This is a genomic window from Streptococcus sp. HMSC071D03 (genome assembly GCF_001812125.1).
Lineage (GTDB): Bacteria > Bacillota > Bacilli > Lactobacillales > Streptococcaceae > Streptococcus > Streptococcus pseudopneumoniae_N.
Map to the genome: position 1 here is coordinate 16,180 of NZ_KV807734.1, position 11,173 is coordinate 27,352.

At 37.9% G+C, this 11,173-nt stretch carries 15 protein-coding genes; 8 read left to right on the top strand and 7 right to left on the bottom strand.

From position 1 onward, the window contains the following. Positions 1 to 401 precede the first annotated feature (401 nt). From HMPREF2837_RS03915 to HMPREF2837_RS03930, 4 genes are all read right to left on the bottom strand, one after another. The gene (locus tag HMPREF2837_RS03915) at positions 402 to 1,862 is read right to left on the bottom strand and encodes an ABC transporter ATP-binding protein (RefSeq protein WP_049548509.1); all 1,461 of its coding nucleotides are present in this window, start codon (positions 1,860 to 1,862) and stop codon (positions 402 to 404) included. Beyond that, positions 1,859 to 3,130, bottom strand: a complete 1,272-nt coding sequence (locus HMPREF2837_RS03920) for a radical SAM/SPASM domain-containing protein (RefSeq protein ID WP_239665526.1) — start codon at positions 3,128 to 3,130, stop codon at positions 1,859 to 1,861. Before HMPREF2837_RS03920 ends, HMPREF2837_RS03915 begins: the two co-directional genes overlap by 4 nt. A 397-nt stretch (positions 3,131 to 3,527) precedes the next feature. Beyond that, positions 3,528 to 4,223, bottom strand: coding sequence for an LrgB family protein (locus HMPREF2837_RS03925; RefSeq protein WP_075230666.1), 696 nt, complete (start codon positions 4,221 to 4,223; stop codon positions 3,528 to 3,530). Beyond that, positions 4,220 to 4,594, bottom strand: coding sequence for a CidA/LrgA family protein (locus HMPREF2837_RS03930; protein ID WP_075230667.1), 375 nt, complete (start codon positions 4,592 to 4,594; stop codon positions 4,220 to 4,222). Before HMPREF2837_RS03930 ends, HMPREF2837_RS03925 begins: the two co-directional genes overlap by 4 nt. A gap of 181 nt (positions 4,595 to 4,775) precedes the next feature. Here HMPREF2837_RS03930 and HMPREF2837_RS03935 point away from each other — a divergent pair, with 181 nt between their 5' ends. The 7 genes from HMPREF2837_RS03935 (at position 4,776) to queF (ending at position 8,319) form a co-directional block, all read left to right on the top strand. After that, positions 4,776 to 5,156, top strand: a complete 381-nt coding sequence (locus HMPREF2837_RS03935; RefSeq protein WP_045762814.1) for a MarR family winged helix-turn-helix transcriptional regulator — start codon at positions 4,776 to 4,778, stop codon at positions 5,154 to 5,156. A 95-nt stretch (positions 5,157 to 5,251) separates the two neighbouring features. Beyond that, positions 5,252 to 5,473, top strand: a complete 222-nt coding sequence (locus tag HMPREF2837_RS03940; protein ID WP_000570260.1) for a DUF4649 family protein — start codon at positions 5,252 to 5,254, stop codon at positions 5,471 to 5,473. Between the two features lie 14 nt (positions 5,474 to 5,487). After that, positions 5,488 to 5,802 carry a thioredoxin gene (gene trxA / locus HMPREF2837_RS03945; RefSeq protein ID WP_001029584.1) on the top strand — a complete coding sequence of 105 codons (315 nt, stop codon included), beginning with the start codon at positions 5,488 to 5,490 and terminating at the stop codon, positions 5,800 to 5,802. A 202-nt stretch (positions 5,803 to 6,004) separates the two neighbouring features. Next, on the top strand, positions 6,005 to 6,658 hold the full coding sequence (gene queC, locus HMPREF2837_RS03950; RefSeq protein ID WP_075230668.1) for a 7-cyano-7-deazaguanine synthase QueC: 654 nt from the start codon (positions 6,005 to 6,007) through the stop codon (positions 6,656 to 6,658). Further along, entirely contained in the window at positions 6,658 to 7,101 is a 444-nt protein-coding gene (gene queD, locus HMPREF2837_RS03955; RefSeq protein WP_049548513.1) for a 6-carboxytetrahydropterin synthase QueD, read from the top strand. The genes queC and queD overlap by 1 nt, the downstream gene beginning before the upstream one ends. Then, the gene (gene queE, locus HMPREF2837_RS03960; protein ID WP_049548514.1) at positions 7,094 to 7,810 is read left to right on the top strand and encodes a 7-carboxy-7-deazaguanine synthase QueE; all 717 of its coding nucleotides are present in this window, start codon (positions 7,094 to 7,096) and stop codon (positions 7,808 to 7,810) included. Before queD ends, queE begins: the two co-directional genes overlap by 8 nt. Positions 7,811 to 7,827: 17 nt before the next feature. Beyond that, on the top strand, positions 7,828 to 8,319 hold the full coding sequence (gene queF, locus HMPREF2837_RS03965; protein ID WP_000082589.1) for a preQ(1) synthase: 492 nt from the start codon (positions 7,828 to 7,830) through the stop codon (positions 8,317 to 8,319). A 209-nt stretch (positions 8,320 to 8,528) separates the two neighbouring features. Here the strand turns inward: queF and HMPREF2837_RS03970 are convergent, their stop codons facing one another. From HMPREF2837_RS03970 to HMPREF2837_RS03980, 3 genes are all read right to left on the bottom strand, one after another. After that, entirely contained in the window at positions 8,529 to 9,197 is a 669-nt protein-coding gene (locus HMPREF2837_RS03970) for an MIP/aquaporin family protein (RefSeq protein ID WP_049548515.1), read from the bottom strand. Positions 9,198 to 9,306: 109 nt separating this feature from the next. Continuing rightward, a complete protein-coding gene (locus tag HMPREF2837_RS03975; protein WP_049548516.1) occupies positions 9,307 to 10,098 on the bottom strand; it encodes a DUF2785 domain-containing protein in 792 nt (263 codons plus the stop codon). Between the two features lie 11 nt (positions 10,099 to 10,109). After that, positions 10,110 to 10,442, bottom strand: coding sequence for a winged helix-turn-helix transcriptional regulator (locus HMPREF2837_RS03980; protein WP_049548517.1), 333 nt, complete (start codon positions 10,440 to 10,442; stop codon positions 10,110 to 10,112). Positions 10,443 to 10,591: 149 nt separating this feature from the next. Between HMPREF2837_RS03980 and HMPREF2837_RS03985 the strand changes: the two genes are divergently transcribed. After that, positions 10,592 to 10,981 (top strand): nuclear transport factor 2 family protein, encoded by a 390-nt coding sequence (locus tag HMPREF2837_RS03985; RefSeq protein ID WP_049548518.1) that lies wholly within the window; start codon positions 10,592 to 10,594, stop codon positions 10,979 to 10,981. Positions 10,982 to 11,173: the final 192 nt, after the last annotated feature.

The following is an 11,173-nucleotide window of genomic DNA, read 5'->3' on the forward strand; positions in this document are numbered from 1 at the left end:
CTCAATGAAAATCAAAGAGCAAACTAGGAAGCTATCCACAACCTCAAAACAGTGTTTTGAGGTTGTGGATAGAACTGACGAAGTCAGTAACCATACCTACGGTAAGGCGACGCTGACGTGGTTTGAAGAGATTTTCGAAGAGTATTAGGAAAAAATAAGTAAATCTTCCCACAATAAAACGCATAATGTCAACTTTTTGCACACCGATATTATGCGTTTTTCTGATTTTAAAAACTTTTTACCCAGTCTCTTCTTGCTAATCTATAGTGGATTGAAAATAAGATATGAACAAAGAGATTAGGAAAGTCAAATTAATTTCTAGAAATGTTTTAGAATCCATAGCATACTATTCTAGGGTCAATGCACTATATTTCTTAAACTCAATAAAGTTCTAATTTTCCTTACTCACTATCACATGATTGAAGAGTAATAACTTCTGTTGGAAAATCAACTAAATCATCATCATGACTAATCAAAATCACTAACTTTTCTTTTGATAACAAGTCGGACAGGATTTGCACTACTTTTTTCTTGTTTTGTGAATCTAAAAAATTACTTGGCTCATCAAAAATATAAACATCTTTCTCCACCGCTACTGCTTCTTGCAACTGCAACAATTTTAGTTGTCCCATAGATGCACCTTGACTCAATTCATTTTTATAAAATCGACTCGCAACAGGTTCTGCAGGGCAGTACGAAAAATTCGAATTCTTTCTATAATTAGGTAAGTAAATCTCACCATGATAATTCATGCTGTAGCCTACTATCGCTAAAATCAATCGCGTCTTACCCACACCATTTTCTCCAACAATACGATAAATATGCCCTTTTTCTAAACGAGTTGTTAATGGCTTATGCAGTTCTTCACCATCTCTCCCCAGGCTAACATACTTTTCTAAGACTATCTCTAAAATTGGAGTAGACTCATACGAAATCTGAACAGGTTCTAAAAAATTGATAAAATTTTCGATAATTTGCTTACTTCCTGAATACTCCTTATAAACATCAAGGAAGTATTCAATAGGTGTCCAAAATTGTGAAATATATAGTTGGATAGCCATTAGATCACCAATCGTAATCCAACCTTTATAAGTTTGATAACCTGATATAATCGTCGTCATCATAATCATAAAATTCAAAAATGCATAGGAAAGAAAATTTTCAAATAAAGAAGTCATTCTCACTTCCTTATTTTTACATGAAATATATTTTTTCACCAAGGGAGAGAAATCAATCAAGCTAGAATGAGCTGAAAATCGCATACTAGGCATGAGTTTATAGCTATCCACTAGATAATCGCGTATATCCTTCATACAATTCACTGTATCAGATCCAAGCCTAGATAGTCGTACACTATATTTCTGTGAAATAAATATAAATACAGGTATCAAAATACCTATCATCACAGCAATAGTAGGAGAAATACTCCATAAAATCCCTATAATAACAAGCGCTCGTATCAAGTACAGGAGAAGAGCAACAGGATATTCGTTAAAAAATCGTTTTAACAGCTCATAAGTCTGCCCTAATTCTTGTGTAATGGTAGCTTCAGACAATTCTGTCTCTACCATATCATAGAGCTGGATATTTTCAGCAGTTTTTTGGCAAATATTCTGCCAAACATGCGATTCTGATTCTCCTTGAATCACATCACAAAAATAATATAAAACTTGAATAAACAGAGAAATTCCTACATAAAGCACCCCATAAACAATCATAGCATGAACTTTATGAGATAGAATATGGTCAACAAATAACTTACTAATATAAGGAATAGCTACAGTTAGTATAGTAACAAGGGCATTCAAAATAAAGCTTTTTAGAAATAGCACTTTATTGTTATAGGATAACAATCTTTTCATCTGCATGCCTCCATAGTAACATTTTTATCCACATATATTTTATGAACAGATATATGTTGAATAGCCCCTTCAACATCCTCCTTTGTCAATAATCCTAATTCATCTAAAAATACAATCTTGTGAAACCACTCTAAATAGTCAAACTGACAATCACGTTCCATCTTCCCATTATTTACAAATGTATTAAATGGGCAACCTCCATAACAAAATTCATAATAAGCACAATCTTTATATGGGCACATGCTTCCCAGACCTGTTAATTCGTTAGTAGCCTGACCAATACTTCCCAACTGATAGTTTTCATTCCCTACTAATGAATAGCATTTATATAAGGTACCGTTGGCATGAATTGTAAGAGAATCTTGATTTTTGAACATACAGTACCCTCCTATTTTTAAATCATGATAATACGGTATATTTTCCTTTGATAAAAACAGCAATAAATCTAGACAAATCTTCTTTTTAGTTTCACTATCAATATATAGAATTGAATCGTTAGGTACAGCTACAAAATCAAAATAAAGATTAAAATTTTCAAATTCTGTATACTTTTTTAAATCTAAAAGTAATTTCGGGATAGATATATAATTTCTTTTAGATATGTTAACTCTAGCCTGAATGGATAAATTTTTATACTTTTCCAACATAACTGACAAGTTATTTATGATTCTATGATAAGTTCCTTTCCCTAATCGATTGCATCTTTCTAGGTTATGATAGTGCTCATCACCATCAAAAGAAACTTGAATAGCGAAATTATGACAGTCAAGAAAAGACATTATTTTATTTGTGAATATCGTTCCATTTGTAATCAAAGTATACGAAATAGGAATAGGGAGTTTCTCATCTAAAGTTTCACATAAATTTCTTATAAACTGAAAGTTATATAATGGTTCACCACCAGTAAAACAGATATCCAGAGATTTATACTTCTTAAAATTGAGTTCATCTAATATAAAATTCACAATCTTTTTACCGTCATACTCACTACTTAAGGACGGTTTCCTATCCTTATCATTCTCAAAACAATAAGAGCAAGTCAAGTTACACGACATAGTTGTAACTATATATAGTGATAATTCATCTCCCTCTACTATTCGTTTAGAGTGAATAAAGGGCACTTGTTTATCAATCTCACTTATCAAATAAGGAAATTCTTTTAAAGATAACTTCTTGAATAGTTCCTCATCAATTTCACAAATAGATCCTGTATATAAATTTTTTAAATAAACTACATCATTTGTAGAAAAAGAATAAATTGTTTCCATAACTTATCTCCCACTTTAAAAAGGCTGAGGGTTACCCCTCAGCCTCATCATTATAATAGTAAAGTGATAAAATATCGCTTTTACATAAGCAACTCAAGGCAATCTAACGATAACGCCCTGGGCATTTATCTGGATGCTGCCGCACTGAGGCTAGGTGACCTTTTTTTACAACTTTGATAACATCAGTCAAATTAAGCATCGCTTTCCCCTCCTTTTTTAATTTTAAAAAATTTATTATACGTATAATTCTTTTATAGAAAAGAAGAATCTCATATACTGTTAAGCAAAAATTATTTTGTATCCGTTTTCTTTGGTTTCATTGTATATCTTCTCATGTAGATTGTCAAGTATTTTTTTGAAAAATTTTTAAAATTTCGAAATTTTGCCGTTAATTTTTTTAACTCAAGATCAAATTAGCTACAATAGGACTGACAAATACATAGAGAACACCTGTAACACCGATAGCTAATCCTCCCATAGCACCTGCAACTGGTCCATAGCGAAAGGCCGTTCCAGTTCCAACAGCGTGACCTGTTCCACCCAGGGACAAACCAACCGCTACTGGATCGTCTATTTTTAGCCATTTTAGAAGTGTTGGTCCGATTACACTGGTCAAAATCCCCGTCGCTACTACAACTACTAGAGTCACAGTAGTCAAGCCCTGCAACTTTTCTGTAATCCCTACTGCCATAGCTGTTGTCACTGACTTAGGAAAGAGGGAAATAGCTAGAAAAAAGTCCATACCAAAGATTTTGGCCACAAGGGCTGTGAAAGAGGTATTGACCACTACCGCCAGCAGACTACCAAAGAAAATACTGCGAGCATGATGCTTCATCAAGTGGAAACTCTTATAGAGGGGAATTCCTAGAGCCACTGTTGAAGGAACAATCAAATTGTTAAGATAAACCCCACCTTGGTAGTAATCTTGGTAGGAAATGCCAGTCACCTTTAGAAAGATAATTATAAAAATAGCTGACAGCAACAAGGGAGTCGTTAAGGGATGAGGATAGCGTCTGAAAATCATCATTCCCCCAAGATAGGCTAAGATGGACAAGGCAATCCCAAATAGGGGATTGGATACAAATTCGCTCATTTAGCACCTCTTTCTTCGTAGTCACCTTCATAGCGTTTTTTGATAAATTGAACCACAAGCGCAATCAAGATGATATTGATTACTGCTGCAAAAAAGACAATCAAAACAATGGGCAGAAGATAGGGAGCAATCACATCAAACATTTCCATAATTCCAACCGCAGGAGGTAGAAAGAGGATGGTCATGTTGGCCAGCAAAAAGTTCCCCACCATGTTGACATGGCGGATTCGCAGCCACTTGAACTGCAAGGCTAGAAACAGAATAATCAAGCCGATGATACTTCCAGGAATGGGCAAATGAAAAAAACTGGAGATTCCTTCACCGATTAAAGAAATCACAAAGAGAATCATTAACTGAACATATAACTTCATTGTAAACTCCACAAATAGACTTTCTGCATACCAGTTTACTCTTTTTTCAGAAAATTTCAAGGAAATATATAAGAAACATCCTTCTTGCTATCCAAGCCAAAAAGGTGTATACTAATTGCGTGCGCAAGCATCATAGATGCACTAGTATGATTACACTATTATAGAGGGAAAGGAGATGGACATGACTTACTTAGAAAAATGGTTTGACTTCAACCGTAGGCAAGTAGAGCTAGAAGCTATTTTAGAAGAGACCATCGCTGAGCAGAGTGAACAAACCTTGACACTCAAGGAATTTTACCTCTTGCACTTTCTAAATCAGGCTGAAGGCAAATCCCTACGACAAATCGACTTGCCAGACAAACTCCACCTGAGCCCTAGTGCTGTTTCACGGATGGTGGCTCGCTTAGAAGCAAAAAACTGCGGTTTACTTAGTCGGAGATGCTGCGACCAGGATAAGCGAGCTAGTTTTATCTGCCTGACAAGCGAAGGACAGACTACCTTGGCTTATTTACAAACAGCTGTTGAAGAAAGTTTAGCAACAAAATCAAACTGGTTAGCCTAACATTTTTTTAAAAAACTTGCGTGCGCAATCATTTTTCTTGACATTCCTTTTTTCAAGGAGTAAAATGAAAACATGATTTAGCAAAGGAGAATCCTATGATTGAAATCACTTATCTTGACGCCAGCAAGCAAGAGAGAACCATGACCTTCGAGTCATACGAAGAATTTGAACGTTCTCAACAGGCCTGCCTAATTGGTGTCGCAGACTACTACCCCGTCCAAAAAGTAACCTACAAGGGGCATGATTTGGACTACCATGGGACTTATGGAGATGTTTTCTTCTATCTCATGAAACAAGATTTAAGCCAATATAACTAAAAAGGAGAAATACTATGGCAAAAGCAATTACAGACGCAACATTTGAACAAGAAACTAAAGACGGATTGGTCTTGGTAGACTTCTGGGCAACTTGGTGTGGTCCATGTCGTATGCAAGGTCCAATCTTGGACAAATTATCTGAAGAACTTTCAGAAGATGTCTTGAAAATCGTTAAAATGGACGTTGATGAAAATCCAAACACAGCTCGTTCATTTGGTATCATGTCTATCCCTACTCTTCTTTTCAAAAAAGATGGACAAGTGGTGAAACAAGTTGCTGGTGTTCACACTGCAGAACAAATCAAAGCAATCGTTGCTGAATTAAGCTAATAAAAGGAGAGACCAAGTGCATTCATTTGGTCTCTTTTTTCTTGCCCTTTGCCATTTTTCAAAAAATATGCTAAACTGTAACTAGAATATCACGATGTTTGGGACATGCCATCGCTAAAAAAAAACTATACTTGGTATTTTTTAGCTCCCCCATGGGAGCTTTTTGCGTGCTCTGAACATTTCCCATTTTGGAAGGAGTACTATGAAACGTCAATCAGCCTTGGTCGTCTTTAGTGGTGGTCAAGATTCAACAACCTGCCTTTTCTGGGCCAAGCAACACTATGAAAAGGTCGAAGCCGTTACCTTTGCCTATGGCCAACGCCACCATCTCGAAATTCAAGTTGCCAGAGAAATCGCTGAGGAACAAGGAATTCGTCATCATATCCTAGATATGTCTCTGCTAGGACAAATCACTGAAAATGCCTTGACTTCAGATCTAGAAATTGAGCAAAAAGAAGGAGAGGTGCCTAATACCTTCGTTGACGGTCGCAATCACCTCTTTCTGTCCTTTGCTGCAGTCCTTGCCAAGCAGCGTGGAATTACGGATATTGTGACAGGAGTATGTGAAACAGACTTCTCAGGTTATCCTGACTGTCGTGATGTCTTTGTCAAATCGCTCAATGTGACCCTCAACCTTGCTATGGATTACGACTTTGTGATCCAAACGCCTCTCATGTGGCTAGACAAGGCTGAAACTTGGGAATTAGCCGACCAACTCGGTGCCTTTGACTATGTTCGTGAAAAGACCTTGACCTGCTACAATGGGATTACTGGTACTGGTTGTGGAGATTGTCCTGCCTGCCATCTACGCCAACATGGTTTAGAGGTTTATCTCTCTCAGAAAGGAGAGGCCTGATGTTTTTTGCCCCCAAAGAAATCAAACGAGAAACTGGGGAGTCCCTTGTCTACAATCCTCACAGAACCTTAGTCTCAAAAGAATTTACCTTTGATGCTGCCCACCACCTCTTTCACTATGAGGGGAAATGCAAATCCCTGCACGGCCATACCTATCATCTGCAGATCGCTGTCAGTGGATTTTTAGATAAACGTGGCATGACCTACGATTTTGGGGATATCAAACAAATCTACAAGGACTACTTAGAACCCCGCTTGGATCATCGCTATCTCAATGAAACCCTGCCCTACATGAATACGACTGCTGAAAATATGGTTTACTGGATTTTCCAAACCATGAGCCAAGAGTTGCCAGACGAGCGCGGTCTCCGTTTGGAATATGTTCGTCTCTATGAGACTCCGACTGCCTTTGCGGAGTTTAGACGGGAGTGGTTAGATGACTAGGGAACGTGTCTTCAAACTACCAGTTCTGGAAATTTTTGGCCCAACCTTTCAAGGTGAAGGTCGTGCTATTGGCCAGAAAACCATGTTTGTCCGCACTGCTGGTTGCGACTACCACTGCGATTGGTGCGATTCTGCCTTTACTTGGGATGGTTCTGAGAAGCCTACTCGCATGACAGCTGATGAAGTGATCGCTGAGTTAGACAAACTAGGAAGCTACGACTATGTAACCTTGTCTGGGGGAAATCCTGCTATCCTAGCAGCCAACATGGCCGAACTCGTCACCAAGCTCAAGGAACGTGGTGTTACTCTGGCTGTTGAAACCCAAGGCTCCCGCTGGCAACATTGGTTAAAAGACATCGACCAGGTGACTCTGAGTCCCAAGCCTCCTTCATCCAAGATGGAAGTCAACTTTGAGACCTTGGACTTTATCGTTTCTCAACTAGATCCAGACAAGGTCACCTTTAAAATCCCTGTCTTTGATGATGCAGACCTAGCCTTTGCCAAAGGCATTCAAGAACGCTACCAACCAGATGTTCTCTTCTTATCAGCTGGAAATCCTGAGCCCAAGGCTACAGGCAATATTGTCCAAGACCAACTAGACCGCCTCAAAGAACTCTGGGAGCGTGTCGCTGCTGATGATAGCTGGGGCAATGTTCGCGTCCTTCCACAACTCCATACCCTCCTCTACGACAACCAACGTGGTGTTTAAATTAGAAAGAAAAAATTATGTCACAACAAGAAGAAATGAAAAATCTAAGCCTACTAGGCAACAAAGAAACCAACTACATTTTCGAATATCAACCAGAAGTCCTGGAATCCTTTGACAATCGTCATGTGGAAAATGACTATTTCATCAAATTTAACTGTCCTGAATTTACCTCACTTTGCCCAATCACTGCTCAGCCAGACTTTGCAACTATCTATATTTCCTACATTCCTGACAAGCTCTGTGTCGAGTCAAAATCCCTCAAACTCTACCTCTTTAGCTACCGAAACCATGGGGATTTTCATGAAAACTGTATCAACACTATCGGGAAAGACTTGGTCAACTTGCTAGACCCTCGCTATTTAGAAGTCTGGGGAAAATTTACACCTCGCGGTGGCATTTCAATCGACCCTTACTACAACTACGGTAGACCTGGAACCAAGTATGAAGGCTTGGCAGAACAACGCCTCTTCCAACACGACCTTTATCCAGAGAAAATTGACAACCGATAATACTCTTCGAAAATCTCTTCAAACTTCGTCAACGTCGCCTTGCCGTAGGTATGGTTACTGACTTCGTCAGTTCTATCCACAACCTCAAAGTAATATATTGAGCAACCTGCGGATAGTTTATTAGTTTGCTCTTTGATTTTCATTGAGTATAAACAGATAAGAAAAAGCCCTGTTCCTCAAAACGAGGAGCAAGGCTTTTTGAGTTTCAATTATTCTTCTGTTTCAAGGAAATTTTTTGCAACCAGTGCTGCAAGAATACCACCAACGATTGGTGCAAAGATAAAAATCCATACTTGTTGAAGAGCTGCGCCACCTACAAAGACAGCTGGTGCCAAGCTACGAGCTGGGTTTACTGAAAGGCCAGTAATGTTCAAGCCAACAAGGATCATGACCATCAAGGACAAACCAATTACCAAACCAGCAATCGCTCCATTTCCCTTACTTTCTGAAGTCACGGTCATGATAACCAAGACAAACAAGAAAGTTGCGATAACTTCAAACAAGAAACCACCAAAGACAGTGACACCGTTTGCCAAGGCGTTTTCACCAAGGCTAGCAGTTGACATTCCTGAGTTAGACAAAAGGAAGAATACAGCAGCTGACGCAAGGAAAGCTCCAACTACTTGTCCAAGGATGTAGTTTACAAGTTCTGAAGATGACAAACGTTTGTTTACAAACATAGCAATCGAAACCGCTGGGTTCAAGTGAGCACCTGAAACAGTTCCGATTGAGTAAGCAGCCACCACGATGGCCAAACCGAAGGCAAAGGCGATTCCAAGGTGACCAAGGCCATCAAGACCATTTCCAAAAACAACAGCTCCTGTTCCGATGAACACAAGCATAAAAGTACCGATTAATTCAGCAACAAATTTTTTCATGTTAAATCTCCTTTTTTCAAACTATGTATTAGTCTATCAGAAGAAGGAAAGGGTTTTAAGAAATGTGCTTGGAAATATTGTGTAAGTTTTCACATTTAATAATCAAAATCTAATATTGGAAAGATTGAATAGCTTCTTTCAAGTCATCTTGTAAACTATTTCTCTGGTCAAGTTGAACATAGACTTCTAAGAGACAGGATCTGAAATTGGAAAATTTATAAAAATCTTCCCTCTCTTCTATCGGGAAATCAAGTGACTTTATCCAAGAAGCCAGTGTCGCTTGCTCCACCTTTCCTTGCAAAATAGGTTCGTAAAGCACTCTGGCTAAGTGCCATTCCTCATCATCTATAAATCGAATCGAAATTCTTTTAAATAGTTGGCCAAGTATGTCAAATACTTCATGAACTCTGTTTTTAGGAAAGTCTGGATGACAAACAACTTCAGTCAAAAGATCAGCTCCATGAGCAAAAGCATGCACCCAACCATATTGACTTGAAAAACCTGTCGTATCCTCTTCTTTTTCAAGGTAGTGCAAACCTTGATCGAGCATCGTATTTCTGATATCAGTTTTAAGCACTTGATAAAAAAGAGACTGTTCATTGCCATCGGCAGATAAGAGATTGGCATAAATAAGGGCCCTAAAAGAACGTTCAAGCGTTGAAGCTCCTGCCTTATCAATCTCTTTATCTAGGCCACCATCAGAAACAATCATAGCAGCAATCAACTGAAATTGCTCCTTGGTAAATAACTCTTCTTGAATCCCCCTAGCCAGACTAGTAAAAACCAATTCATCGCGAATCTCTGGACTAGTATCCCCTAAGTGCTCAAGCAACCACAGGATTTCTTCTTGACGATAGCTCGGTTTTTCTTCTGCTATTTTTCTAAGTAACTTTTGATACATGGTCAATACCTCTACATTTCTAGCAACTTGATATAATCTAGACCCCATTTCTCGACAGCATCTAAAACAACTTTGAATTCCTGCCCCATTTCGGTTAAGCTGTACTCAACTCGTGGGGGAACTTCCGCATAGACCTTTCGTTGAACAATCTTATCCTTTTCTAATTGACGGAGATGACGTGTCAAAATAGTTTGAGTAATCCCAGGCAATAATCTCTGCAATTCTTTAAATCGTTTAGTACCCGTACTCAACTGATAAATGATTACCAGTGCCCATTTCCCTGTTAAAACCCTCTGCGTTGTCGCAAATGGACAAATACCATACTCACTCACTTTATTTGTCATAAAATATCTTCTTTCTATTTTTTTAAAAAATTTATCTTTTAGTATCAATAAAAGTACTACTTTTCATACTAGCTATCAAAAAAGTGTCTACTTGTTTTTTTGTTTGTAACTGTTACAATTATATCATAAAAAAGAAATGGAGAATATATATGTCAACAAACTTAGAAATTTTCAATACTTATAACCAAGCTTTAATTGCTGGGGACTTTCCTGGTGTCTTTGAAACGATGGCAGACGATATTGTCTGGAATCAACCTGGTACTCATAGTATATCTGGTACAGTTGTTGGTAAGGACCAACTAGGACCTCACCTAGCTACATTTGCTGAGAAAACTAATGGAACCTTTAAGGTGATAACAAATTGGGTTTCTGATAATAAGGATTTTGTCGCAGCTAATGTTACTTTTCTTGGAACACGGGCTGATGGTACTGAACTCAATATGAACGGAATTGACCTCTTCCGTATTGAAGACGGAAAAATCAAAGAAGTTTGGCTCTTCTCTTCAGATCAAGCTAAAGAAGATAGCTTTTGGGGATAATTAAAGAGGTCGGGACAAAAAATTTTGATTTTAGGAATTCTTTATTATAGTTGGTTGAATCTAGAATAGTACACTACGGATTCTAAAAGAACTTCTAGAAATTAAGTTGACTTTCCTAATCTCTTTGTTCACATCTTAATTCAATCTACTATAAAATCATGATAAATAGCGTATAATGGCAAAAGAAAGAAA

What these genes read in the sequence shown, in the direction of transcription:
- queE (WP_049548514.1), top strand. Translation starts at nt 7,094, where the DNA reads ATGACTAGGGAACGTGTCTTCAAACTACCAGTTCTGGAAATTTTTGGC.
- queF (WP_000082589.1), top strand. Translation starts at nt 7,828, where the DNA reads ATGTCACAACAAGAAGAAATGAAAAATCTAAGCCTACTAGGCAACAAA.
- HMPREF2837_RS03985 (WP_049548518.1), top strand. Translation starts at nt 10,592, where the DNA reads ATGTCAACAAACTTAGAAATTTTCAATACTTATAACCAAGCTTTAATT.
- HMPREF2837_RS03915 (WP_049548509.1), bottom strand. Translation starts at nt 1,862, where the DNA reads ATGAAAAGATTGTTATCCTATAACAATAAAGTGCTATTTCTAAAAAGC.
- HMPREF2837_RS03925 (WP_075230666.1), bottom strand. Translation starts at nt 4,223, where the DNA reads ATGAGCGAATTTGTATCCAATCCCCTATTTGGGATTGCCTTGTCCATC.
- HMPREF2837_RS03940 (WP_000570260.1), top strand. Translation starts at nt 5,252, where the DNA reads ATGATTGAAATCACTTATCTTGACGCCAGCAAGCAAGAGAGAACCATG.
- queD (WP_049548513.1), top strand. Translation starts at nt 6,658, where the DNA reads ATGTTTTTTGCCCCCAAAGAAATCAAACGAGAAACTGGGGAGTCCCTT.
- HMPREF2837_RS03920 (WP_239665526.1), bottom strand. Translation starts at nt 3,130, where the DNA reads ATGGAAACAATTTATTCTTTTTCTACAAATGATGTAGTTTATTTAAAA.
- trxA (WP_001029584.1), top strand. Translation starts at nt 5,488, where the DNA reads ATGGCAAAAGCAATTACAGACGCAACATTTGAACAAGAAACTAAAGAC.
- HMPREF2837_RS03970 (WP_049548515.1), bottom strand. Translation starts at nt 9,197, where the DNA reads ATGAAAAAATTTGTTGCTGAATTAATCGGTACTTTTATGCTTGTGTTC.
- HMPREF2837_RS03935 (WP_045762814.1), top strand. Translation starts at nt 4,776, where the DNA reads ATGACTTACTTAGAAAAATGGTTTGACTTCAACCGTAGGCAAGTAGAG.
- HMPREF2837_RS03980 (WP_049548517.1), bottom strand. Translation starts at nt 10,442, where the DNA reads ATGACAAATAAAGTGAGTGAGTATGGTATTTGTCCATTTGCGACAACG.
- HMPREF2837_RS03930 (WP_075230667.1), bottom strand. Translation starts at nt 4,594, where the DNA reads ATGAAGTTATATGTTCAGTTAATGATTCTCTTTGTGATTTCTTTAATC.
- queC (WP_075230668.1), top strand. Translation starts at nt 6,005, where the DNA reads ATGAAACGTCAATCAGCCTTGGTCGTCTTTAGTGGTGGTCAAGATTCA.
- HMPREF2837_RS03975 (WP_049548516.1), bottom strand. Translation starts at nt 10,098, where the DNA reads ATGTATCAAAAGTTACTTAGAAAAATAGCAGAAGAAAAACCGAGCTAT.